Below are 25,012 nucleotides of genomic sequence, written 5' to 3' on the forward strand. Positions count from 1 at the left end.
GGTCAGCATGGCGTATTTGGATACCTGCTGAACGCGCAAACCATGCGTTGCCTACCCAAATGGTAGATAAGACTTCCATATGAAACAATGGTTCATGCTGGTCAGCAGCGATATCCCTTAAGCCAGTTGACGGAGGAGTAAATCGGTTGCTGGTTCAGTAACGTTGTACCTGAGGGTAGTGACGATGAATTTTGGATGCAACTACGATTAAACGTGATGGCTTTCAATAGCGATCGCTCGACAGCAAAATACTGTTGTTTTGCTCGATCGCTACCGACTGGAGGAGGTCTTGCCGAACCGTGACGTAAATGGATGCTGCCAGATACCATGAACCAACCCAATTCACTAATTACGTTGAGCCAATTTGATGCCGCCTTGTTCGACTTAGATGGAGTACTGACGGCAACGGCAAAGATTCACGCGGCTTGCTGGAAACGAATGTTTGATGATTTCCTGAAACAGCAAGCGGCAAAAACACAGGAGCCGTTTGAACCGTTCGACATTATCAACGACTATAACCTGTACGTTGATGGAAAGATGCGCTACGTCGGCGTTCAAAGCTTTTTAGCATCGCGAGGAATGCAGTTGCCCTATGGCGATCCAGCCGATTCACCAGGCTATGACACCGTGTGCGCTCTTGGCAATTTCAAAGATGTTTATTTTGATGAAGTGCTGCATTCTCAGGGGATCGAAGTATACGAGGGGTCGATTGCCCTGGTTCATCGCTTGCGTCACCAGAGGGTTAAGATAGCCGTTGTATCATCAAGTCACCATTGCAAAGCGGTTCTGGAAGCGGCTGGTATTGAGGATTGCTTCGATGCGATCGTGGATGGCAACCTCTCCGATCAATTGCACCTGGCGGGCAAGCCTGCTCCTGATGCGTTTTTGTTGGCTGCACAACAGCTAGGGGTTGAACCTTCCCGAGCGGCTGTATTGGAGGATGCTATTTCTGGAGTTCAAGCGGGTCGTGCTGGTCAGTTTGGCCTGGTAGTAGGAGTCGATCGTGCCCAAAACGCTGACGCATTGCTGCAAAACGGTGCCGACCGGGTTGTCCACGATTTAAGTGAGTTGCTCTAACGAGGAAGACTAATGTTACAGCGTGAACCAATCAACCCTCCTCGATACATCTACCCTCCTGAGCCGTGGCAATGGGTTGAAAAGCAATTCTATCTGCCGTTTATGGCTCAGATGGAAACCCTGTTTTCGACAGCAAACGGGTACCTGGGGATACGAGGTGTGTTTGAGGAAGGTGAACCGGTAAGCCACAACGGCACGTTCATCAACGGTTTTTACGAAACATGGCCAATTGTTTACGCAGAAGAAGCCTACGGTTTTGCTAAAACGGGACAGACCATTGTGAACGTTACCGATAGCAAAATTGTGAAGCTGTACGTTGATGATGAGCCGTTTTACCTGCCAACAGCCCATTTGCTGCACTACGAACGGGCGATCGACATGCAGGGAGGCATACTGCGTCGAGAAGTCCTCTGGCAAACACCTTCTGGTAAGCAGGTTTCGATTCGATCGCGCCGATTAGTTTCCTTTGCCCACCGCCATTTAGCTGCTATTTCCTACGAGGTAACCATTCTCAATGCAGCCGCACCCGTGGTCATTTCTTCAGAAATGCACTATGACTCGTCTGCTCGTGCCAGTGAGGGCGATCCTCGCCTGGCAAAGGGGTTTAAAGAACGGGTTCTATTACCTCAGCAGCACTATATCAAAGATCGACGGATTGTATTGGGGCACATTACCCGCAACAGCCAGATGACGATCGCGTGTGGGATGGATCATGGACTCGAAACGGACTGTTCCTACACCAGTCGATGTTCAGAAGACGACGGCAAAGTTGTCTTTTCGGTTGAGGCTCAGCCCGGTATTCCGATTCGACTGGTGAAGTACATGGCGTATCATACCTCTCGTCGCTCTCCCAGCACGGAATTATGTGAACGGACAGAGCGATCGCTCGAGCGAGCCATGTCTCATGGTTTTGATGATCTGTTGATCAGTCAACGGCAGTATCTTGATGAGTTTTGGGAGCGTAGTGATATTCAGGTCGAAGGAGATCCAACGCAGCCGACTGGGATATCAGATGCCATTCAGCAAGCACTACGCTTCAATCTGTTTCAAATTTTTCAAGCCTCGGCGCGCGCAGAAGGAGCCGGGGTTGCCGCTAAAGGACTCACCAGTCAGGCGTATGAAGGGCATTACTTCTGGGATATGGAAATCTATGTCCTGCCCTTTTTAATTTACACCGCTCCCCGCATTGCCAAAAACTTGCTGATGTTTCGCTACAGTATGCTGAACAAGGCACGACAACGCGCCCAGGAAATGAGCCAGGATGGAGCGCTGTTTCCGTGGAGAACAATCAATGGTGACGAAGCATCTGCCTACTATGCCGCCGGGACGGCTCAGTATCATATTGATGCAGACATCATGTATGCCCTAAAAAAGTATGTGAACGCTACAGGAGATGAGGAATTCCTGCTCAAAGAAGGGGTAGAGATGTTAGTCGAGACGGCTCGAATGTGGTATAGCCTGGGGTTCTTTTCGCAGCGGATGGGCGGCCAATTTTGTATTTACGGGGTAACAGGCCCCGATGAATACAACACTGTGGTGAATAACAACGCCTACACCAACTTGATGGCGCGAGAAAACCTGTGGGATGCGGCTAAGACCGTTGAACTGCTGCACGATCGCCATCCCGATCGGTTCATCACCTTGGCCGACAAAATCAACTTAAACCTGTCTGAAGTGGAAAACTGGAAGACAGCCGCTGATGCTATGTATCTGCCCTTTGATCAGCCGTTGGGAATTCACCTTCAGCACGATGGCTTTTTAGACGAAAAAGTGTGGGACTTTGAAAATACCCCGGCTGATCACTATCCACTGCTATTACATTTTCACCCTTTGGTGATTTATCGACATCAGGTCATTAAGCAAACCGATATTGTGCTGGCCATGTTTTTGTTAGGACATGAGTTTTCACCCGAGCAGAAGCAACGGAATTTTGATTACTACGACCCTCTAACCACAGGAGACTCTTCCCTGTCGGTGTGTATTCAAAGTATTGTTGCCGCCGAAATTGGCTATATGGAAAAGGCGATCGAATACGCAAAGTATGCCTTGCTCATGGATTTAGGAGATGTGGCAGGTAATGTCAAAGATGGCTGCCATATTGCAGCAATGGGGGGAACGTGGATGATGGCAGTCTACGGATTTGGCGGATTTCGAGACAGTAATGGTCGCTTTTCCTTCCGTCCCAAGTTGCCTAAAATCATTAAACGGTTGCGCTTTCCCTTAACTGTTCGCGGCCACCAATTAGATGTTGACATTCAAGCAGAATCCGTAACTTATCTACTGCGGCAGGGAACTGAGCTGTTGATTCAGCATCAAGGTAAAGATATTTGCCTGACCAAGGGTATCCCAACGACCGTTGAACTAAAACCTGTGATTGAGCTGGAAGGGGGAGCCATCAAAACAGACATGCCTCCTGAAACAAGTAATGAAGCTGAAGCTGACAAAGACCCTTGAGTTTTGGAGCGTTGCTCAATCATGGGATGCAACATCCGAAAGGACGCAGCGTGTGGCGGGTAAATCTCTGAACTCTTCAGTTAGAGCAGTTGTTCTCCACTCCAGGGAGATTCAGTTAAGAAGTGGTGTAAGGACTGTTGATTGTCTAAGCGACCGCTTTGGCGATCGCAAGCAATGACTTACGCTTGATATCACTGATCAGACCCAAGTGTAGGAGTTTGAAAGCTTCAAAGCGTCGCACTTCTGGAAATAGCCCTTAATACAATTGGCAGTATTCACAACAAAACGAATCGGGTCGAGCCCCTCTCGAAGCAGACATACATCCTAAAGCATCCTCAAGCTCTCTATCCCCATTCTAAATTCTTCTCCTTAGAGTGATTAAAGAGGGGTACGTGTTCGAGGTGGAGGGGATAAGCTAGGATCAAAATAGTTTGCTCGACGGTATGCTCCTATGGCGATCGCCCCATCTGATCCCGCCCTTGCCCTCCCAGACCATACACAGTTGCCGGAGTCTGACGGTACGTTTGTGAAAAATTTTCAGGAGCATCCACAAAGCCTGTTGCTTACGGATTCTGTTCGTCCTATTCTCGACACTCTTCATCCAGAGGGGCAATATGCAATTGGGCAAGACTGTGGCATTTATTGGCGACTGACCGATCCACCAGAGCGTGGTGCTGAAGCACCCGATTGGTTTTACGTGCCCAATGTGACGCCGTTGTTAGATGGAAAAAGGCGGCGTTCTTATGTGATGTGGAAGGAAATCGTCGCTCCCTTGATTGTGATTGAGTTTGTCTCTGGAGATGGCTCTGAAGAACGGGATACTACCTCACCTTTTGCAGGGGATGAATCAAAAGCTGGAAAATTCTGGGTTTACGAACAGGCGATTCGAGTGCCCTTCTACGCAATTTACGAAGTAGACAAAGCTGCGGTTGAAGTATATGAGTTGGTCGCTAACCACTATCAACGCTGTGCTCCCAACGAGCGGGGACACTTCCCAATCGCGCCAATGGGTGTAGAGCTAGGGATCTGGCAGGGACAATACATCAATCAAACGTTGCCCTGGTTACGCTGGTGGGATAGCAACGGCAATTTGCTCTTTAATGGAGATGAGCGGGCTGAGCAGGAAAAGCAGCGGGCTGAGCAGGAAAAGCAACGGGCTGATCGATTGGCGAATAAGTTGAGGGAGTTGGGTATTGATCCAGATACGCTGTAAGCCTGTGAGTGTATTGAACAGCTACCGTTGATAGAAACATCAGAGGGTGTTTGAAAAGTAGGGGCGAAGCATTCAAATCAGGATGGCTGGAACAACCGAGAAATTGTCTACCGAATGCTTCGCCCCTACACTTATCTCTCAGTGTCAGACGTGTTTAATTGGGCGGGTCAAGTTGTGCCGATCTCATGAGTGGTATTCCCATAGGTGCCTCTGAGTCGGAAATCGTGCTCTTTACGTCTTCAGTAAGGCAAGTGTCTCTCGAATTGCCTTTGCTGACTAGCGCCAGCATGAAGTCCCCACCTCGAACGGTTTCAGAATTTGGGGCTTCATGCTTTTGGGCGTTAGCAAAAAGAGTTGATGGGGATTCGCTTCGTTTCGGTTAACCTGTACGGTCAAGCAACGATCGCCCAACATTCTCTTCTGTCGTGTGAGATATGCTTCTAGACCGTTTGACCGGGCTTAAGTACGATCTTGATGCAGTTATCCTTCTTGTGCTTAAAAATCTCATATCCGTGTGGAGCTTGCTCTAACGGCAAACGGTGAGTGATGACGAACGAAGGGTCAATATTGCCATTTTGAACATGGTCAAGCAGCGTTTGCAAGTACCGATGTACATGGGTTTGTCCCGTTTTCATCGTCAAGCCTTTGTTCATAAATGCACCCATTGGCATTTTGTCTACAAAGCCTGTGTACACACCGGGAACCGATACAGTGCCACCTTTGCGACACGCTACGATCGCCTGACGCAACACATTGGGGCGATCGGTTTCCAGGCGCACTGCTTGCTTTGCTTTGTCGTAGAAGCCTTCTAAACCCATACCGTGAGCTTCCATTCCCACCGCGTCCATTACCGAGTCAGGCCCCAGCCCACCCGTCATTTCACTCAAAGCCTCGCCCACTTCAATTTCTTCGTAGTTTAGGACTTCGGCTCCGCCGTCTTTTGCCATCTGGAGACGTTCGGGAACGCGATCGATCGCAATCACGCGTCCAGCACCCAGCATAAAAGCACTTCTAATTGCAAACTGTCCAACAGGCCCACAGCCCCAGATAGCAACTGTATCGCCGGACTGAATGTCACAATTTTCTGCGGCCATGTATCCGGTTGGGAAGATGTCGGTGAAAAATAGCACCTGATCGTCTGATAATCCATTGGGAATTTTGAACAGCCCAACATCGGCAAAGGGAACACGAGCATACTCCGCTTGACCGCCTGCATACCCTCCTGTGAGGTGAGAGTAACCAAACAGACCCGATGGAGAATGCCCCATCATTTGTTCTGCCATCCAGGCGTTAGGGTTCGAGTTATCGCACAGCGACCACAAATCGCGGTTGCAGAAAAAGCAACTCCCGCAGGAAATGGTAAATGGCACAACGACGCGATCGCCAACAGCCAACGACTTGCCGTTGTTATGAACGTTTCCATTCTTGAAGGCACTACCTAACTCAACAATCTCTCCCATAAACTCATGGCCGAGGATATCGCCCGGTTTCATGGTGGGATTGTAGCCGTCATACAAGTGCAAATCGGAACCACAAATCGCGGTTGATGTAATTTTTACAATGGCATCGCGCGGGTTAATGATTTTGGGATCAGGTACAGTTTCAACTTGTACCTTATTAGTTCCTTCCCAGCAAACTGCTTTCATTGATTTTTCCTCGTTTAATGAATTTTTTAATGACCCGTTACGATCAGCTATGCCCTTTGGGTTGTCCCTCGGTTGTGGCAATTTCTCCCGTTTCCATTAGCATTTTGAAGCGGCGCAAATCGTCTCCTAGCTGCTGGTCAGGCGATTCACCAAAGAGTTTGGCGATCGCATCTCCAATGGCTCCCGCAGGCGGGTTGTATTCTGTAACCACATTTACTTCAGTACCGCGATCGTTGGGGGTTGGCCGGAAGCGAACCACTCCAGAGTGGTCAACGTCTGCACCCGCTACCGATCTCCAGGCAATTAATTCGTTGTCGCGGTCTTCAATGATTTCTGCATCCCATTCGATAGTGCTATCTAAGGGACCACTGGTGATCCAATGCGATCGTTTATCGTCGTAAACCTTCACCTCTTTGAGATGCTTCATGAAGTGAGGCAATGCCTCAAAGTTATGCCAGAAGCGATAAAGCTCCGCTACGGGCCTGTTAATGGTCAGTGTTTTTCTAACGCTGATCGGTTTGCTCATGCCCAGTGCCTCCTGTGCTTTTCGTTAATTGAGTGGTCTAGTTCACTGCAATCAAATGGATTAGCATCAATTTTGATGTGGCTCAACGGCGGTTCAGCCCCCAGGGAAAGACTAATCATGCAATGTTCGCCAGCGTTTGCCCAATGCTAAATCCATTACAGTAACTCTGTTCACTCCCTGCCTATGATGAATGAGTGACGAATGCAGGTCAGTTGATTCCGTACCGCCATTCGGCACGGAGCTGACATAATTGACACACTCACGGATCGACTCTACTGCCCCTTGCAATCAACACCGTTCAGTGAAATTGTGTTTGCAACTTTTTAAGATCCTAGAAAGGCAGACCTATACTCGCGTCCTTCCAATGGCGTATTGCTGCCCATTTTTCAGGGCTGCCATTGCACCGACTATGGGACACAATAGGGTATTTTAGTTCATTTGTACTACTTCTAGCTTCATGTTCTGAGTCAGGACGGAAAATAGTTGGCGATCGCCACCACAAAAAACGTTTCAGAACGCCCCCTACGAACGTCGGGCGTTGGTAAATGGCAGGATGAATTCTCGCATCCTTTGTTGCTAGCTTCCAGGCTCGACCCTATAAGTCTGCCTGGATTTCCAGTAATGGGTTTCGACGCGAGCGTTTAGCCGAACGGGGGCATTGACAGGTTCGCAACTCCCAGACCCCAAAGGGAACGAATTCATACTGCAAACCAGCTACGTCCAAAACCGTGTTGAACCTGTTTTTTAAATCCAACTGCGACACCGTTGCGTACTAAACCTACGAGCTTTAAAGCTTGGGCAATCCTAAAAGACCGATCCCAACCCAACTGTTCAACTCATACATGTCTATGTCTGGCCGATTGATTCTATACACACTGTGCAGGCGTTGCTGAATACATACACACCTTCTGCACGGGCAGTGCAATGCCCCTACAACAGTGAATAACCTGTTCATCCCTCTATTTCGTAACACCCGCTATGCACACTGTCTAGTTTGGAATGTGGCTGTATCGTCCGTTGCTGTTAGAGGAAGCTTAGCCTGTGACTAAAAGAACCGCTGCTCAACCTACGGCAACCCTATCCATTTTTGGCAAAATTGGACATCTTGTATACCAGCATCGTCGTCTTGTAATAGGCGTGTGGAGCATTTTGCTGGTCTTGAGCCTGGCATTAACTCCGCAGCTTGAGTCTGCCCTTACCGGAACAGGAGTAGTTTATCAAGATGGAGAAGCATACCAGGTAGAACGGGTGCTTCAGCAAGAACTAGGGATTTCGCCTGAGACATTGACAGTAATATTTACCAGTCCCCAAGCCCAAAATTTAACAGAAGCTCAGGCAGACATTGATTGTGTCATCGAACAAATTCGCACGTTGGCAACGGTTGAAACAGCCAGCAGTCCTATAGAGCCAGGCTACCTCAGCAGCGATGGAAATACCGCCTATAGCGTGATCAGTTTGCATGGGGATGAACGCGATCGCTCGCTCGTCATCGATCGCATTGAGCACGTACTTGACGAAAATCAAATCCCTACGGTTACTACCTATTTAGCTGGAGAACCCGTATTCGATCGGGATGCCCAAACCATCAGTAAAGCCGATCTAGCCCGAGCTGAATTCATTACTTTGCCGCTCACGCTTATTGCTCTACTGTTTGTGTTTGGTTCGGCGATCGCGGCGGCTCTTCCTGTAGCAATGGGGATTATGACCGTTTCAGTCACGCTTGGTCTGCTGGCGTTCATTGCTGCCATCACCGATGTGTCTATCTTTGCTATCAATATCACGACCATGCTGGGGTTAGGCATTGGAATTGACTTCTCGCTACTCATGGTCAATCGATTCCGCGAGGAGTTGCGGTCTGGCTCTGTTGAAGATGCGGTGGTACGCACAGCCGATACGGCAGGACGGGCTGTATTTTTCTCAGGTTTAACCACTTGCATTGGTCTGGTAAGTCTGCTGCTGTTTCCCATTGTGCTATTGCGATCGCTGGGACTTGCCGGATCGCTGGTCGTTTTCATGTCAATTGCCGCCGCTCTGACGCTGGTTCCAGCGCTGTTAGGGCTTTTAGGAACAGGAGTAAACCGCTGGCGTGTGGTTCGTCCAGCACCCGAACGGGATGGGCTTTGGGCCGCGATCGCGCACACTATCATGCGTCATAGCTTGGTGGCAACAGCGGTTGTGTTTGTCATCATTGGTCTGCTGGCATCACCCTTCCTGAGTGCCCAATTCGGGTTGGGTGAAGCAGACATTCTGCCCGCTCAGGTGCAATCGCGCCAGGGTATTGAGATGATGAAGCAAGCCTTTGGTGAGGGTGAACCCACTCCCGTTGTGCTGGTTATTCGCACCACTGAACCAGGGGATACTATCCTCTCGGCTCAACATATTGAGACGCTGTACGGGTTGGTGGAGCAGCTAGAGGCTGACCCACGGGTAGCAGCCGTCAAAAGTTTGGTGAATATTGATCCACGGCTTAACCTGGAAAATTACCAGCAGATCTATAGCAATCCCGCTCAAGTCTCCCTGCCAGATTGGGCTGTATTGATCGATCGCTTGAGCAATGAGACAACAACCGTAGTAACAGTTACCAGCCAAACCAACAGTAATGCAGAAGAGACGCGCGGTTTGGTTCATGAATTGCGCGATCGATCGATTGATCAGCTTCAGCTTCAGGTCGGTGGGCAAACGGCACGGGCGATCGATACGATGCAAGTTATATTTCAACGCTTTCCCTGGGTACTGGCCGCCATTATGTTCGTGACCTTTGTGGCGCTAACGGTTCTGTTTGGTTCAGTGGTTTTACCGCTCAAGGCGATTTTTCTGAACCTGATGTCAATTGCTGCATCATTTGGAGCACTGGTATTCATCTTTCAAAACGGCAACTTCCAGACATGGCTCAACTTTACCCCCCTGGGATACCTCGATATCATGCTGCCTGTGGTTCTGTTCTGTGTCCTGTTTGGCTTGAGTATGGACTATGAGGTGTTTCTGCTGACCCGCATCAAGGAAGCCTACGACGAGTCGGGAAACAACCGACGCAGCGTCGCCGAAGGACTGGAACGCACCGGGCGCATCATTACCAGTGCAGCTTTACTCATGATTATTGTCACAGGCGCATTTGCTCTGACCAGCATCATCTTTGTCAAAGCGCTAGGGTTGGGGATTGCGATCGCTGTCTTAATTGATTCCACTTTAGTTCGAGCGGTGTTAGCTCCAGCAAGCATGAATCTAATGGGTAAATGGAACTGGTGGTCTCCCAAATTTCTGCGCCTTGAGCGAGTAAGCACCAAGCTAGACTAGGATTGAAGAGTTCAGTTCATAGTAGATTGGACATTACATTGCAATGTTGCCAACGTTCATCAAAGGGCGTTGCCAAATAGAGGTATGAAGGGTTTGTTTAAGCGATTACTGTAGGTGTATTGTATTACATTGCCCCTACAAAATTCATAGATTTTTTTAGCAACGCTTGATTCAGTAACACATCAATAAACTCTTATGACTGCGTTTAAAGTAGGCGGTTTATGTCCAGGCGATCGTCTTTTGCATAAGAGCTTGGACAGTTTGTTATGAAAGAATTTACCTTACACAAAAATAGTTATCAACAGATAGAAATTCAGTAGAGAGTGGGAGCTGTACCTGGCTCCTACTCTCTATTTCTGCCAGATCATGCCTTAGAGCTATTATGGGTCGATAGAGCCGTTAAACGCTGTTATTCCGCATTCATGCTGTTGATTGCTGCTAATTGGAACAGTTAATTAGAACTATGTGAGTAATGGCAGTTCCAGTTAGGTGCTTTTTGTTTCTCGATATTTATTTAAACTACTGTTGTCGCTTCATTGAAAACGCTATATTCTAGAACTACAGAGGGAGCGACTATCGGCTAAGAGGGACTCAGAGCCTCTAGACTTGAATTTGCTTATTCCCTAAGTATTCAGTACTGATTGATTATCTACCACTTCATTTGGCATCTTTCACCTAACGTTTTAAGCGACATCAACAGTTTAGAGGTTTGTTCCTCAGGGTAATAGTCGTAGATCTCGTCGGTTTGTCCTTTTTCTAGATCTTTAAGGAGCTATCATGGAAGGATATGAGCACGAGCACAAAGAAGGTGAACAGCACGATCACCTTGGCGCAGCAGATGCCTCTAGTTCTCTTTCTGCTGATTCGGGCAGTTCTACAAGTGGCTCAACAGGTTCTTCAGTACAAGAAGCTGATTTCAACGCGGCTCTAGATGATGCATTTGAGGCACCTAAAGCGCCTGCTTCAAGCGGTTCTATTGACGATCACGATCACGCTCCTGATACCACTGGCAACTCCAACCCCCATGTCTCACAAGAACTGCTTAGCAGCGCCAGGGGGCTCGATTCCAGTAAGACTCAAATAGTGAAAGACCTAAACACCCGCATTGGCCGGACAGGCGATTTCCTTGACGGTGGCACTGGAAATGATGTGGTGATTGGATCACGAAGCAAAGATCTGATCATGGGAACTGGTGGTGGATTCAACGTCATGACCCTGGGTGGAGGTGGAGACACCGTTGTCCTGGGTAAAGAAACCACCAACAAGATCTTTGATTTTGAGAAGGATGATAAGTTTGTCCTGGCAGATGGTTTGACGTTCGATGACATTGCCATTGTTAAAGGAAATAATCCTGGAAAAGGTGGGCTTGACCAGCCTCTTGATTCCGAAAACAATGTGCTGATTGTTGACAAAACAACAAACCATATTCTTGCGGCTCTAACCTTCGCAGATGAGTCAGCAATCACTGAATCTACCTTCAAACTGCTGGGTGAAGGTGCCGTGGAGAAAATAGACCAGAATCGATTCAGCAATATCAACATCCAGGATGGAGGCGATGGCCAACTGAATGGAACAAAAGGGAGCGACAGATTAGCGGGTGGAAGCGGTGACGACTTCCTCTATGTCGGTAACGATGGCTTCAAGCTAAATGCAATGACATCGGGTGAGGAATTTCCCTTTGCCACCGATAGTCCTGGCGAGTTCACCGTCAACTTTGAGCTAAAGGATGGCAATCTGAAGGCTAGCGGCAAGTACGAGAACGCTGACGGTGCGCCACTGTTTAGCCAGGGTGAAACCACCATTGATCCAACGGCCACCTTTAATGGTGGAAATGCAGAAGCACTAGTTGAAGGCTTCTTGCGAGTTCCGGAAGACGTGGAGGGCAATAAAATCACTGGCCTTCACATGCACTTTAGTACCGCTGGTGACGATCGCGGCAACTTTGCCGATGCTACAGTGATTCGCTACTTTGACGTTGACCCAGTCGATGCCAAGAGCGGCACAATCAGCGGTGACTTCAACCTGTCACCAGAGGAGCAAGCGGCATTCCTGGCTGGCAACCTTTACATGAACCTTCACACCAATGTTGACTTGGATGGTGATGGCAAAGGTGGATTCGCCAATGGAGAAATGCGGGGTAATGCAAACAAGAACGTTGTGCGCCTGTAACCTCACACATTTCCGAAATGCTCTCCTCTAACTGAGTTAAGACCTGCATTCTGCCATGATGATATCCTAAAAAGAGAGCCTGTTGCGGTTCAAACCACAACAGGCTCTACTTCCTGTGTCGCGTTGCATGGTATACCTAAATCAATGGCATCTACCTGAGAACGAATTACTTTGACCTAACGAGGGTGCGTTGGGGTTGTACGGGTGAGTGCAGCAATCTTAGCCAGCTACATATCATACAGTGGCTGACACGGGATAAGCCGATTCTGCTGTAGACTGATACAAATCAACGAAGCGTCGGAATAAGAGCATGGTTTCGTGATCGGAGATGCGGTTTAGGCTCACTAGACGGTGAATGCTGCGTTCAGAGAGTTTGTGCAAATAAGGCAAATCTTCAAATAATGTCAGGCAAGAAGCTGTGTGCAGCAGCATTTGCATTAATGGCCTGGGGTACTTCAAATTGCTGTAGATATCAATGAACAGTTGATGTTCGTCGCGGCTTAATGGCAACACATTGAAAATCACAGTGATGCGTTTGTCGTTGTAGACCGGAATACTCAACTCGACCATGTAAGGCGTGTGAAGCGTCAAATCTACCTCAACAATCGGCTGTCTCCAGATCCGCAGTGCGTTGAATGGCGAATCAAGCATCGTCTGAAACTTTAGAGTTCCGCCAATTTTGGTTGGCTCGAAATGACTGACTTTGATAACTCTCAAGTTACTCAAACTAAAGCTATGCACTTTTTCTAGATGTTTCAAATTCAACAGGTGGTAAATTTGACAGACATAGGGAAAGGCAAGCGTGTATTTCTGGCTGATTAGATGCTGGTCGCGCAGTTCTTGCATCCGTTTTTGAGCCGTTTGGATATATGCTGCATCCTGATTTGATGCGGAATGGAACGCGTTGGTTTCCTCTGAAGGAGTAACAAAGCTGGCGAAGCTAAGACCCGGTTTCAGGTAGAGCCACGCACCAAACAACAGCGCAACTAATGAGAGTTGAAGGAAATCGCTGGTTGAAAAGTAGTTGTCTGCAACGGCAGCGCTGCTGCGATCGACAATACCAAACGCTAACAATAAAACACCTAGAAACCAAAAGTTGTTTTTGATTCTAGTCAAGTTTAAAAAAGTGTCTGAGGATGGTTGAGTGTTCATCGCTATTATTGGTTTGTAAAAGCGTAGTAATACGTGATTAGCCTCTGCACTCTGAAGTTTCTTTTGATTTGAAACGAATCAAAAGGTATCAGAAGGTAGACATCGAAGGGTTAATTCAATGAGAGCTAAACCGCACTGAACGAAAAGGACGCTGATTTGGATTTGTAAAGCACCTAACGCTTTAGCCTAAATATAAGTTAACAGTTGCAATACTCACTTACCCTCTGCCTCAGGTGCAGTTTGGACACTGAAGTTGGACAAGTCGCATCGTCCAATGGAGCGATCGCCTCTCTATCGAAAGTAATATTCCGAATGAGCTAGCTCAAGAAACAATAAAAATGTACTGATGGTTACAGTCAGGTTTGCCGAATAGGAATCTCAACAATGAACGTTGTTCCCTGGCCTGGATCTGAAACACACCGCAGCGAACCACCATGTCTTTCTGCCACAATTTGATAGCTGATGGATAACCCCATACCTGTTCCTTTACCGACAGGTTTTGTTGAAAAGAAGGGATCGAACAATCGGGTTTTTATCGATTCAGGAACTCCTGAACCATTGTCAATCACTTGAATACGGATGCAGTCAGAGGCGATCGCTTCTGTGCAGAGGATGATTGCAGGATCAATAGGCTCCTGTCTATCAAAAACGTCTTCTAAGGCATCAATTGCATTACTTATAAGGTTCATAAAGACCTGGTTGAGCTGCCCTGCATAACACTCTACAAGCGGTAAGCAGCCATAGTCTTTGATGATCTGAATTTCGGGACGGCCAGAGCCTGCCTTGAGCCGATTTTGCAGAATCATCAAGGTGCTATCGAGTCCCTCATGAATATCAACCGCTTTCATTTCGGCTTCATCCATGCGAGAGAAAGTTCGCAGAGATGCCACAATTTTTTGGATGCGGTCTGCACCCATTTTCATAGAACTCAATAGTTTGGGTAGATCTTCAATCAGGAAATCTAACTCAGCCGCTTCCACTTGAGCCTGGATAACGGGATGCGGTGCAGGATAGTACTGCTGATACAGCTTTATCAGCTTCAGCAATTCTTGAGTGTATCCATTTGCGTAACCTAAATTGCCGTAGATAAAATTCACTGGATTGTTAATTTCATGCGCCACGCCTGCCACTAACTGCCCCAGACCCGACATCTTCTCGCTTTGAACCAGTTGCAATTGGGTTCGCTGCAATTCTTGTAAAGTGGTTTGGAGTTGATTGGCCTGCTGCTTCAACTGAGTTTCTGAGTCACGGAGCTGGAACTCTGCCTGTTTGCGCTCTGTGATGTTTAATCCGGCACCGCGAAAGCCAAGCATTTCGCCCTGATCATCTAGCAGGGGAACTCCATTTACCTCCTCCCACAAAATATCGCCCGATGGCGAAATATCGCGATGTTCGAGCTTAAAGACACTTTTTTGGGCATGAGCGTCCTGAAGAATGGCTTGAACTGGTTCAATATCTTCAATGGGCATAAACTCGAACGGCGATCGCCCAAGCAGTTCAGATGGCTCATACCCTTTAACCGATTTGACCTTGCCAGTTATGAACGTATAAATTCCGTTGTTGTCTACTTCCCAAATGTATTCTCCAGCGGCTTCACTGATATCTCGAAACCGCTGTTCGCTACAGCGCAGGGCTTGTTCAGTCTGCTCACGTTCGTTTTCGATGTGCTTGCGTTCGGTGATGTCGCGGAAGTACCAAATTCGACCGTAGTAATCTCCATCCGGTGAGTGCATGGCTGCGGTATAACGCTCTAGCGTCCGACCATCTTTGAGCAAAATTTCGTCCTGGCTAACAATCTCTGGGTGTTGATATAAATAAATTACCTTGGCAATAAATTCGTCTGGATCTTGGGGTTTTGTGAGCACTAATTCCAGGACTTTGCGATCGTCGCCCTGCTGAACCAGCGAGTTTGGCAACTCCCAGATCTGGCAAAACCGTTGATTGTAGCTGACGACCTGATTATGTTCGTCAACGACCAAAATGCCGTCGATCGCCACTTCCTGCTGCGCTTTTAGAATGGCGTTGCTGCGGCGTAGCGCTAGTTCGGCTTGTTTGTGTTCATTTTCAACCCGCTTGCGTTCGCTCACATCAATCAGCAAACCATCCCAAACAATCACGCCATCGGCTTTTTGATCGGGACGGGATGCCCCTTGTACCCATTTCATCTGCCCTGAAGCGGTAATGATTCGTCCTTCCCACTCCCAGGTTTGTAAGGTTTGAGCAGAGTGAATAATGGAACTGGTGAGGCTAGTGCGATCGTCTGGATGAACTGAATCGAATATTAAAGAAGCATTCTGCTGTACGGCTTCTGGTTCTAGCTCGTAGAGTTCTCGACACGCCGATGAGAGATAAGGAAACGTGATAGAACCATTGAGGTTCAGTTGGAACTGATAAATCATTCCGGGTACATTGGCCGCCAGCTTACGGAATCGGGTTTCACTCAGGCTTAAGGCTGCTTCTGCCTCGCGACGATCCTCCGCTTCACACTGTAGCTGTTCGATCGCCTGCCGTAACGCAATGGTACGAGCTTCAACCCTATCTTCAAGCTCTTCATTTAACTGCTGTAGCGTTACCTCAGCTTGCTTCAGGACAGTAATATCTTTGACAGTGCCAAGAATACCAATGACATTACCTGCCACATCATGCAATGGAATTCGATGCGTTTCCAGCCAGACTGACTTGCCGTCTGCCTGAAGCTGTGGCTGAATCGTCACTTCTGGTTGATCAGACTCCATTACTCGGCGATCGCACTGTTGATGCACATCGGCCTCTTCCGGTTTCCAGGCCAGGTCATTGTCATGTTTGCCAACAATTGCTTCTGGTGAGTCTAACCCTGCTGCCTTCGCAAATTGATGATTACAGCCGAGATAGCTAGAGTGACAATCTTTCCAAAAAATGGCTTCGGGAATGCTGCTGATGACCCGTTGCAGTAATTGGTAAGACTGCCGTAACTGCATTCCTGCTTGTTGATGTTCCAGCAGCGCAGATTGGAGCGCCCTGTTTTGCTGAACCAGTTCTGCGGTGCGCTCCGCGACTCGTCTTTCTATGTCTTGTTCAAATTGTTCGTGTGGCGGTTGAACGTGCTGGCGTTTAGCGAGTTCGGGTTCCAATCGGGCGTTGGTTTGAGCTAACTTAGCGGTTCCTTCTCCAAGCAACAGTTTCCGGTTGGCATTCATTGAAGCCAATGCAGGTTGTGAGGTCGTTAACAACGAACCTTCAAGCCAAACGCTAGAGTAATACCATAGCGCCATATACACACCCGCCACGATCGCTGCTGCTAAATCCATCCCCATTTGCATTTTGAGGAGCAGAGGCGAACTATGGTAATGTCCATCAATGCTAATTAGCAGAACATGGCTACCATGCCCCAAGGCGCAGAAAACTAGAAGGGTGACCAGTACTAAAGGAGCCTTTTGATGTTTACGTAGAAGGGGCAAAAAAATCAGCAACGCAACGCCGAAGTAGCCAACCGAAATAATGATATGGGTAGTAACTAGAGTAATTAGAGTATCAAGCAGCCCGTTGAGCATTTGTTGTGGTTCGCTTTGCTGGAGGTGATCCATTGTGGGTTGGGCAAACCAGTGGTTGTACGCAGCTTTGAATCACCCAAGCTCACCCTGAACCGAACATTTATCAGAACATTAGAATCCTAATTACTAGTTTTACCCAACTTTAGGGGGTTGCTTACAGCCGAGTCGCTGGATCTTGTCCAGCAGGATTGCTGATGTTCCACGGTAACACCACTGTTTTTGCTCAGGTGCAATCCTTCGTTTCACCACCAGGTGGCTATAGGTGAATGGCACTGAAACAAAGCTGTGCCATTAGTATAGACCGGGCTTCGACTACGCTCAGCCCTCGTTGGTGAGGGCTGAGCGTAGTCGAAGCCCGGAATGAACGCACTTATTTCAGTGCCATTCGGCTATGGGTGCCTTCTCGCCTGTCTGCCTGGGTGCGGCACCGTTCCAACGAGAATGGAGCGGCTCATGCGACACTAAGCAAGGGAACTAACGCAAACAAACTATGAACGTCATCGTTATTGGATGCGGATATGTGGGTAAAGCGATCGCTCGACAGTGGCAGCATCATGGGTTTACGGTCACAGCTACAACTACCACACCTGCTCGAATTGCAGAATTGGAAGCAGTGGCGCATCGAGCCATTCTGTTGAGCGGTAACGATACCGCAACGATGCAAGCGGAACTGGAAGGGCAACACACCGTGTTGCTGAGCGTTGGCGCACCCAGAGCCGATGCCTATGAAGAAACCTATCTGCAAACCGCGAAAACCGTGGTGCAAGCGCTGCAATCGGTGTCTAGCGTGCGACAACTAATTTACACTGGCAGCTACGCGGTGTATGGCGATCGCCAGGGAGCCTGGGTAGATGAAACCTCGCCAGTTGCCCCAGCCAACCGCAATGGCGAAATTTTGGCTGAAACTGAGCAACGGTTACTGGACGCAGCCAATGACCAGCTCAAGGTTTGCATTTTGCGGCTAGGCGGCATTTATGGCCCCGGACGCGAACTAGCCAAAATCTTTGCCCGAGCCGCTGGTACCACCCGACCCGGTGATGGTTCCGATGCGAGTAACTGGATTCATTTAGACGATATTGTGGGTGCCATCGACTTTGCCCAATCGCATCAGCTCCACGGGATTTACAATCTGGTACACAGTAAACCGCTCACCACACGAATGGTGTTGGAGCAAGTCTGTCGGCAAAACAATTTGTCGCCAGTAACCTGGGATGCTACGAGTCAAAGCAACCGCCCTTACAACGCCAGGGTGTCCAATCAAAAATTGAGAGAGGCCGGGTACTCGTTCAAGTATCCCAACATGGTTTTTTAGACAGAAGCAGGGAGTCGCAGGGTGAACGCTGTTTGAGCGGAAGGCGATCGATCGAGGGTGAGGGTGCCCTGGTGCGCCCGCACAATTTCGCGAGCCAAACTTAACCCCAACCCAATTCCCTCGATTTTTCGTGTTCTGGCTGGATCGCCCCGGTGAAACCGATCGAAAATGCGATCGCGATCGGCTGCTGGAATCGGGCTGGAAGCGTTACTGATGGTGACAATTATCACTGCCTCTTGCAGGTGGGCATGAATTTGAATCCAGCCGTTGGGTAAATTGTATTTAATAGCATTGCTGATCAAGTTCTGCAAAACCTGGGTCAGCAAATCGCGATCGCCCTGTACTTGCAATCCTGCTGCAATATCCGTGGTCACGGTTAAGTCCGGTGCTAGCAGTTCCATATCCTCTGCTATTTCCACCAAAATTTCGGAGACATTAACCTGGACGCGATACAAACTCATTTGTCCGGCATCCGATAGAGACAGCAGCAGCAGTTTCCGCACGATTTCGCTCAGGCGACGCACCTCATCCAGCAAGTTGCCTAAGTTCTGCTGGATCTCGGAACCGGGTTCCACCTGTTGCAACGTTCGTTCTAGTTCGCCCTGTAAGATCGTGAGGGGCGTTTTCAGTTCGTGAGCCGCGTCCCCACTGAAGCGAGAAGCTTGCTTAAAACTGCGTTCTAGCCGTTCCAGCATTTGGTTAAAAACCTGAATCAAACCAACAAACTCCACGTCGATTTCAGTGACGGGAATTCGCTGATCTAGCCCTTGGGCTGTAACATTTTGAATGACATTCGTGAGCTGATGAATGGGCTGCAACGCGCTACCTGATAGCTTCCATGCCCCTCCAGCAATGAGCAGCAGGATACCGGGAATTGCAATTAAGAAGACATTACGAATCACCATCATTTCCTGATCGACGGCGTGTAAACTAACCGCGATCGCCACTGTTGTAGAGGGAAAAGCAGTGATGCCTACGCGCCAGGCTCCCGTTGTCGCTCGGTGGGTAACTATGCGAGGTTTGGGGGGTGGCCGCATTGAGGGGCGCTCAGGACGGAGCGACGAATGGTTTGACGAATGCTCTAATGATGGCGTTCGTGTGCGGCCTGGTGGTAAATCGGCATCTGGTGAGGAGGCATCTGGTGGCGAAGGTCGCCAGGACGATGAATCGTAGCCAGGAGAGCGCCATGATAAACCCAAATTCAGATCCGTAGGCCAGTCATCCGAGCGATAAAGTGTATGGCCATCTGCACGAACGATCCACAGCGCAATGGGAGCCGCTTCGTTTGTTTCAAAGTCACGGGCGAGTGAGTCTTCTAAGAACTGCCATCGATCTGGTTCCTGCGATCGAGGTCGGGCTGTTCGCATCAACTGGTTTTCCAGGGTGGCATCCAAACGGCTGACCTTGGCATCATAAATTAACCACCAGGAGGCGGCCCCAAACCCGATTAAGGCACCACCTGCCAGAGCCGCAGACAGCAGCGCAATTCGCAGTCGAAAGGAGTGTCGCCAGTTGCGGAGATTGACCATCACGATTCTGGTTTGCGAAACCGATAGCCTACGCCCCGGATGCTTTCAATCCAGCCTGACTCACTCATTGGGTCAATTTTCCTGCGGAGTCGCTGAATGCAAACATCAACAACATTGGTACTGGGGTTGAAATTATAGCCCCAGATGCGTTCCAGGATTTGGGTACGGGTGAAGACCCGACCCGGAGAGCGCATCAAATATTCCAGCAGATTAAACTCGCGGGTGGTGAGTTCCACCTGTTGCTGGTTGCAGGTGACTTCCCGTGTGATGCGATCGAGTTTAAGCGAGCCAACCGAGAGCAGATTTTGGCGATCGCCCACACTTCGACGCACGACGGCATGAATTCGAGCAACCAGCTCTTCTACAAAAAACGGTTTGGCAATGTAGTCATCTGCCCCCAGGTTCAACCCTTCCAGCCGATCGTCCAGTTCGTTGCGAGCGGTCACCAAAATGACTGGCACATTCTGTCCGGCGCGGCGCAGGCTCTTAAGGATAGATAGCCCATCCTTTCCAGGCACCATGATATCCAGCACAATCACATCATATTCATTGTCTATGGCCTGGATATAGCCGTCATCTCCGTTGTCGCAATAGTCAACGACAAACCCCTGCTCCTTCAATCCGATTTGGACGAAGTGGGCAATTTTAGGCTCATCCTCAACGAACAGAACGTTCATAGCAGTCTCCTATCCCTTTTACTGTACCCCCAGCATCCGCTGCACTAAATTACAGTTTTGTAATTAGGACGGTGGGCAAACTGTCATTTGGGATTGACTTAATCGAAGCATAGCCACATTAGAAGGCTCAACTTCAGGAGTTAATCTATGACGATGAATCGCTGTTTTTTAGTCTTGTCTGCTATTCCTCTTGTAATGGGAACCTTAATCGCTGTTTCAGAACAGGCGATCGCTCTGCCCAGCCAATCTGTAGTGGCACAGAATGCTGCTCCATCTCCGTCGCAACGAGGCCAGCAAGAAGGACAAAGGGGGCAAGGAGGCCAGCAAAGAGAAGGACAAAGAGGGCAACGAGGCCAGAGGGGGCATAGACCTCCAGATTTTGCAGCGGCGGCGGCACAATTAGGAACCACGGAAGCAGAACTAAAGGAAGCCCTGGGACTGCCAACTGAACCGCCAGCACCGGGCAGCCGTCCAGCTAGAGGTGAGCGTCCGCGACCCGATTTTGCAGCCGCAGCAGAACGATTGGGCGTAACTGAAGAGGCATTACGAGAAGCGCTGGAGGCAAACCGTCGGCCTTCGGACGATCGCCCACCAGGTGCCGCACAACCTGATGCCCGTTAGACATCGTTTGAAAAAGTAGCCTCCCCTAAATTCCCTAAATTCTGGGGAACGTTGAACTAGACCTGGGGATTTAGGGAGCAGGTTGAGTCACACTCATTTCTAATTGCTTGTCCCTACACCAGAGCCACAGTAGACTCATTACAATCCCTATGTTCCAGGAGTCTGCCACTCATGAACGACTACACCCTAATCAGTTGCGATTTTCATGATGAGCTAGAAGCATTGGCAACTCTGCGTCAAACCTGCCAGATCCTCTACCGCAACGAGGTCAATGAGCAGGTTGAAACAAACAGTCGAATTGCTGATGTTTATGCCTTCAACAAGGCCGATTACCTCAAGTTAGACGATGGCACCGAGATTCGATTAGATCACATTATTTCAGTCAACGGGAAGCCAGCGTCCTACAGTCTTGGCTGAGCTAAACTCTGGTTGAATCAGCAACGGATCATGACTCGTTAAAACGGTGGTTCTGCGTGGAACTGAAGACGTTGTCCAGTTTGGGGATGCTCAAAACACAACTTCTTTGCCTGTAAATACAACCGATCGGTACCAATAGCGCTTCCATATAGCCGATCGCCCCAAATCGGTAGCCCCAATCCGTTTGGATCAGCCGCATGAACCCTGAGCTGATGGGTGCGTCCGGTGACTGGCATGAACACAACACGAGTAGAATGCTGATTGCGCTCCACCACTTGAAAGCGCGTTGTGCTGGGTTTGCCGCGTTGCCAATCTACTTTTTGGTAAGGGCGATCGTCTGGATCTGCCCACAGCGGCAATTCAATGACTCCCCGATCGACCCTGATGACACCAGCTAGTATCGCTTCATATTCTTTGTAAATCTGCCGTTGCTGAAACTGCTGGCTCAGTTGACGATAGCTAGGTAAATCACGAGCAACTAACAGAATGCCGGATGTATCTTGATCCAACCGATGAACTGGAACGAGCGCCATCCCGTCCGATCGCCACTGGCGCAAACGGCTGAGGACACTATCCTGGCGATCGCTGTAACGACCAGGTACCGAAAGTAATCCAGCCGGTTTATTGACTGCAATAATCCATTGATCTTCGTAAAGAATGGCCAACGCCTGACCGTCTGTTACGGATAGGCCAGACTGCTCTGTGCCCCTCTCCTGAGCAGAAGTGGAATGATAGAAGGGAGTAGGGCGACCAAACCGGAGTGGCTCGGTTGGCCGCTGCGGTAGCCCTGACAGCAAAAATCCCATTAACGGCTGGCAACGTTCCGTACAGGCTCCGTAGAATTCTCCCTGAATCTTATCTCCATTGGTTGAAGCCGCGCCCCACCAAAACTCGGCCATTGCCAATGGCACCAGCCCCTGCACGGCGGCATAGTGCAGCAGTTTAGGAGCGCAACAGTCTCCTGTTCCGGTAGGAATTGAACCGTGTGGCATCAACTGCTGTATGGACAGAGAGGTTCCCAGGAAATTGGTGAGGCTATAGGTGCTGTGCATCAATGATTGGAGCTGCCGGGATAGCTGCTTGCGCTGTTGTTTCAGCTCATGCATTCGTTGGTCGGCTTGCTCCACTACTTGTTGCAGGGGATGCAATGCGGCATCTCGTTGGCGCTTCAGTTGTCGTCGTTCCATTCCATCCCGGCGGCTTTGCTCCTCCAGTGGCTCTAAGGCAAGCGCCAGCGTTTGACCGCTCAGGGTAATAGACATTTGCTGCCGCTGGTGGTGGCGATCGCCTTTGCGCTGTCGGTGAATTAGAGCCAGAGTGTGCAGGTGTGTTTCAAACGACTGGCGACTGATGCCATATTGCTGGCGTTCTGGCAAATGTTGTAAGGCTATCAGCTCTTGCTTTAGTGCATCCAGTTGAGCCAGGGTGCGAGCTTCCTCCAGGGCAACCTGATCTCGTCCTGGAATAGGTGGAACCCAGCCGTCTACCCTGCTGTTGCCGTTTAGCAATCCAGAAAACGCTTTGAGTACCCGCTGTTCTCCAGACGGAGTTTTGACTAAAAGCACGCCGTACATTTTACCTTCACAAGGCTCGTCGGCACAGAGATGATGCATTAAACCACGGGCGATCGCCTCTGCTAAGGGAGTACGGGGTAACCTTAACCTGTCGCCGTTTTGAGGAGAACGTCCTTCATACCAATACGCCACAGGTGAGTCACTCAAGGCAACATCTTGCGTAACAAACTCTGAAAGTGCATGAAGAACTGATGTGCAAAGCATAGCAAGGTTAGCTACAGATGAGATCAGAGAGCGGGAAGGACTCGTACATAGGTCGTAGTCCCACTCTAAACTATGACTTACTCTATTTCCTTACCCTATTAAACTGTAGGCAGGGCACATCTTAACGGGACGATTTCCACCATTGAGCAATGAGATGAGCAGAAACGGCACCAATCAGCCCAACTGCTAAAAAGCGAATCCAGTCGTTGGGAGCCTGAAACGTGCCTGAGGCTACCCTGTAACCAACTGCCGTCATTGCAGCTAAGAACAGGAGGCGAATCAGGTCTACATACGAGAAGCCTGAGCGATCGCGCCGTTTCCAGTCTTGATAAAAAACGATTGTATCTGTAATCAGAAATGAACCAATTCCTGCAAACACAACTAAACCCGCAAAGTATTGCATGAACTCATATTGATCTCAATCATGTTAGATGGCGATCGTGCCAGCCCTTTTTATTCAGAGCAGGAAGCTTTAATGACAGTACCTTACGACTGTACGAGTGGCATCATCAAGATGATATAGTCCGTTGTGAATAATGTGGAGTCGCCTCCGAACGGCGATCGCACCACTATCGCACAATCATCCTGCAAAGATACAGCTAATCACATTAGCTTTCAGGCTCTGACAAATTAGATGGCGGTACATCTGCTGTTTTGTCCTGCGGTTGAAGGGTCTCTGCTACTCCTTCGGGTTCGTCCTGCGATTGAAGTTGGGGTGTATCTTCTATCGGGACAGGATTGGGTTGAGGTGGTTCTGCCGCTGTTTCCTGGCTTGGTTTAGATTGAGGCGCTAAGAATTCTCGCCAGGCCGCTTTTGCCGCTGCACCCAAACGACTGCCCAACTGGACGGCTCCCTGGCGAGCAACCGATCCTAACTGGGTACCCATTCTGACTGTGTTTTTAGTAATGAATTGCCATTGTTTTTCAGCTTCTTTCTCGAACTGCACGGGATCAATGAGCTTGTTATGTTCAACGGATTCTCTGGCATTGCGGATGGCTTTGAGGTACGTTTCACGAGTCAGATTACCTGCGGCTCTTAACTCGGCAACCACCCTCGCATTGATGGCAACAAACAAGGCTTTGGTTTGAGTTTGTAAATCGTCCTCTGGCTCTGGCTCTGGCACTTCTACCTTGACAATGGCGGATGATTCTTCATTCACTAATTCAGCATGAATCACTTGCTCTGTCTCAGGTTCAGAACTGGCTGTGCTGTCTACGGGTGCTGTTCCACCGGGGTATCCTGTTACAACCGTTGCATCCAGACCCGACACCACCGTTTCTGCCAAATCTTCGGTAGGACGCGAGGTTGCTTCCAGCAAGAGAACAAAGTCGCCAATCCGTAGAGTATCCCCTAGTTGCAGTAAATGCTGCTGGTTCGCTATAGCCAGATTGCCATTGATCATTGAACCATTGCTGCTACCCAGGTCGCAAAAGTAGTACTGCCCATCCTGGCACCAGAACTTAGCATGAAGTCGGCTGATGTTAGAACCCTCCAGGACAAGACCGGAGTTGGGCGATCGTCCAACAAAACACTCCTCTCCATCTGCGATCGCATGAGTGAGATTAAGTTCTTTCGTTTCAGCTTGAGTTTCTGAATGGAGAACTTTGATTTTCATG

The 25,012-nt window shown here is 49.2% G+C and carries 18 protein-coding genes and 1 pseudogene; 8 read left to right on the top strand and 11 right to left on the bottom strand.

All coding sequences use genetic code 11. The features are described 5' to 3' along the window. Positions 1-223: 223 nt before the first annotated feature. On the bottom strand, positions 224-346 hold the full coding sequence (locus IQ268_RS33105) for a hypothetical protein (RefSeq protein WP_255527281.1): 123 nt from the start codon (positions 344-346) through the stop codon (positions 224-226). An 8-nt stretch (positions 347-354) separates the two neighbouring features. Between IQ268_RS33105 and IQ268_RS25715 the strand changes: the two genes are divergently transcribed. Next, the gene (locus IQ268_RS25715; RefSeq protein WP_228035730.1) at positions 355-1,077 is read left to right on the top strand and encodes an HAD family phosphatase; all 723 of its coding nucleotides are present in this window, start codon (positions 355-357) and stop codon (positions 1,075-1,077) included. 12 nt (positions 1,078-1,089) lie between these two features. Continuing rightward, positions 1,090-3,531 (top strand): glycoside hydrolase family 65 protein, encoded by a 2,442-nt coding sequence (locus tag IQ268_RS25720; protein WP_193885214.1) that lies wholly within the window; start codon positions 1,090-1,092, stop codon positions 3,529-3,531. Positions 3,532-3,617: 86 nt separating this feature from the next. On the opposite strand, the pseudogene IQ268_RS25725 reads toward IQ268_RS25720, so the two are convergent. Further along, positions 3,618-3,850: pseudogene (locus IQ268_RS25725) on the bottom strand (transposase); the annotation flags it as partial. 132 nt (positions 3,851-3,982) lie between these two features. On the opposite strand from IQ268_RS25725, the gene IQ268_RS25730 reads away from it, so the two are divergent. Beyond that, positions 3,983-4,744, top strand: coding sequence for a Uma2 family endonuclease (locus tag IQ268_RS25730; RefSeq protein ID WP_193885216.1), 762 nt, complete (start codon positions 3,983-3,985; stop codon positions 4,742-4,744). A 440-nt stretch (positions 4,745-5,184) separates the two neighbouring features. Here IQ268_RS25730 and IQ268_RS25735 read toward each other — a convergent pair whose 3' ends face one another. Together IQ268_RS25735 and IQ268_RS25740 are read right to left on the bottom strand one after the other, a co-directional pair. Continuing rightward, the gene (locus tag IQ268_RS25735) at positions 5,185-6,390 is read right to left on the bottom strand and encodes a zinc-dependent alcohol dehydrogenase (RefSeq protein ID WP_193885218.1); all 1,206 of its coding nucleotides are present in this window, start codon (positions 6,388-6,390) and stop codon (positions 5,185-5,187) included. Between the two features lie 43 nt (positions 6,391-6,433). Continuing rightward, positions 6,434-6,916, bottom strand: coding sequence for an SRPBCC family protein (locus IQ268_RS25740; RefSeq protein ID WP_193885220.1), 483 nt, complete (start codon positions 6,914-6,916; stop codon positions 6,434-6,436). 1,041 nt (positions 6,917-7,957) lie between these two features. Here IQ268_RS25740 and IQ268_RS25745 point away from each other — a divergent pair. Continuing rightward, positions 7,958-10,210 carry an MMPL family transporter gene (locus IQ268_RS25745; protein ID WP_193885222.1) on the top strand — a complete coding sequence of 751 codons (2,253 nt, stop codon included), beginning with the start codon at positions 7,958-7,960 and terminating at the stop codon, positions 10,208-10,210. A gap of 777 nt (positions 10,211-10,987) precedes the next feature. Then, a complete protein-coding gene (locus tag IQ268_RS25750; protein WP_193885224.1) occupies positions 10,988-12,379 on the top strand; it encodes a CHRD domain-containing protein in 1,392 nt (463 codons plus the stop codon). Between the two features lie 234 nt (positions 12,380-12,613). Here the strand turns inward: IQ268_RS25750 and IQ268_RS25755 are convergent, their stop codons facing one another. After that, positions 12,614-13,495: a hypothetical protein gene (locus IQ268_RS25755; RefSeq protein WP_228035731.1), complete on the bottom strand. Its 882-nt coding sequence runs from the start codon at positions 13,493-13,495 to the stop codon at positions 12,614-12,616. 392 nt (positions 13,496-13,887) lie between these two features. Beyond that, a complete protein-coding gene (locus tag IQ268_RS25760) occupies positions 13,888-17,094 on the bottom strand; it encodes a PAS domain S-box protein (protein ID WP_193885228.1) in 3,207 nt (1,068 codons plus the stop codon). Between the two features lie 457 nt (positions 17,095-17,551). Between IQ268_RS25760 and IQ268_RS25765 the strand changes: the two genes are divergently transcribed. Further along, complete coding sequence (locus IQ268_RS25765) at positions 17,552-18,373, top strand: SDR family oxidoreductase (protein ID WP_193885230.1); 822 nt, start codon at positions 17,552-17,554, stop codon at positions 18,371-18,373. Here IQ268_RS25765 and IQ268_RS25770 read toward each other — a convergent pair. Continuing rightward, complete coding sequence (locus IQ268_RS25770) at positions 18,370-19,902, bottom strand: ATP-binding protein (protein ID WP_193885231.1); 1,533 nt, start codon at positions 19,900-19,902, stop codon at positions 18,370-18,372. The two genes, IQ268_RS25765 and IQ268_RS25770, sit on opposite strands and share 4 nt — an antisense overlap. Continuing rightward, positions 19,902-20,579: a response regulator transcription factor gene (locus tag IQ268_RS25775; RefSeq protein ID WP_193885232.1), complete on the bottom strand. Its 678-nt coding sequence runs from the start codon at positions 20,577-20,579 to the stop codon at positions 19,902-19,904. Before IQ268_RS25775 ends, IQ268_RS25770 begins: the two co-directional genes overlap by 1 nt. Positions 20,580-20,726: 147 nt before the next feature. Between IQ268_RS25775 and IQ268_RS25780 the strand changes: the two genes are divergently transcribed. Further along, on the top strand, positions 20,727-21,200 hold the full coding sequence (locus tag IQ268_RS25780; RefSeq protein ID WP_193885233.1) for a hypothetical protein: 474 nt from the start codon (positions 20,727-20,729) through the stop codon (positions 21,198-21,200). 171 nt (positions 21,201-21,371) lie between these two features. Then, complete coding sequence (locus IQ268_RS25785) at positions 21,372-21,617, top strand: hypothetical protein (protein WP_193885234.1); 246 nt, start codon at positions 21,372-21,374, stop codon at positions 21,615-21,617. Between the two features lie 38 nt (positions 21,618-21,655). Here the strand turns inward: IQ268_RS25785 and IQ268_RS25790 are convergent, their stop codons facing one another. From IQ268_RS25790 to IQ268_RS25800, 3 genes are all read right to left on the bottom strand, one after another. Further along, positions 21,656-23,395 (bottom strand): RluA family pseudouridine synthase, encoded by a 1,740-nt coding sequence (locus IQ268_RS25790; RefSeq protein ID WP_193885235.1) that lies wholly within the window; start codon positions 23,393-23,395, stop codon positions 21,656-21,658. A gap of 121 nt (positions 23,396-23,516) precedes the next feature. Then, the gene (locus IQ268_RS25795) at positions 23,517-23,798 is read right to left on the bottom strand and encodes a hypothetical protein (RefSeq protein WP_193885237.1); all 282 of its coding nucleotides are present in this window, start codon (positions 23,796-23,798) and stop codon (positions 23,517-23,519) included. Between the two features lie 205 nt (positions 23,799-24,003). Next, positions 24,004-25,011, bottom strand: a complete 1,008-nt coding sequence (locus tag IQ268_RS25800) for an FHA domain-containing protein (protein ID WP_193885239.1) — start codon at positions 25,009-25,011, stop codon at positions 24,004-24,006. Position 25,012: the final 1 nt, after the last annotated feature.

It is taken from the genome of Oculatella sp. LEGE 06141, assembly GCF_015207605.1.
Classification (GTDB): Bacteria; Cyanobacteriota; Cyanobacteriia; order Elainellales; family Elainellaceae; genus Oculatella.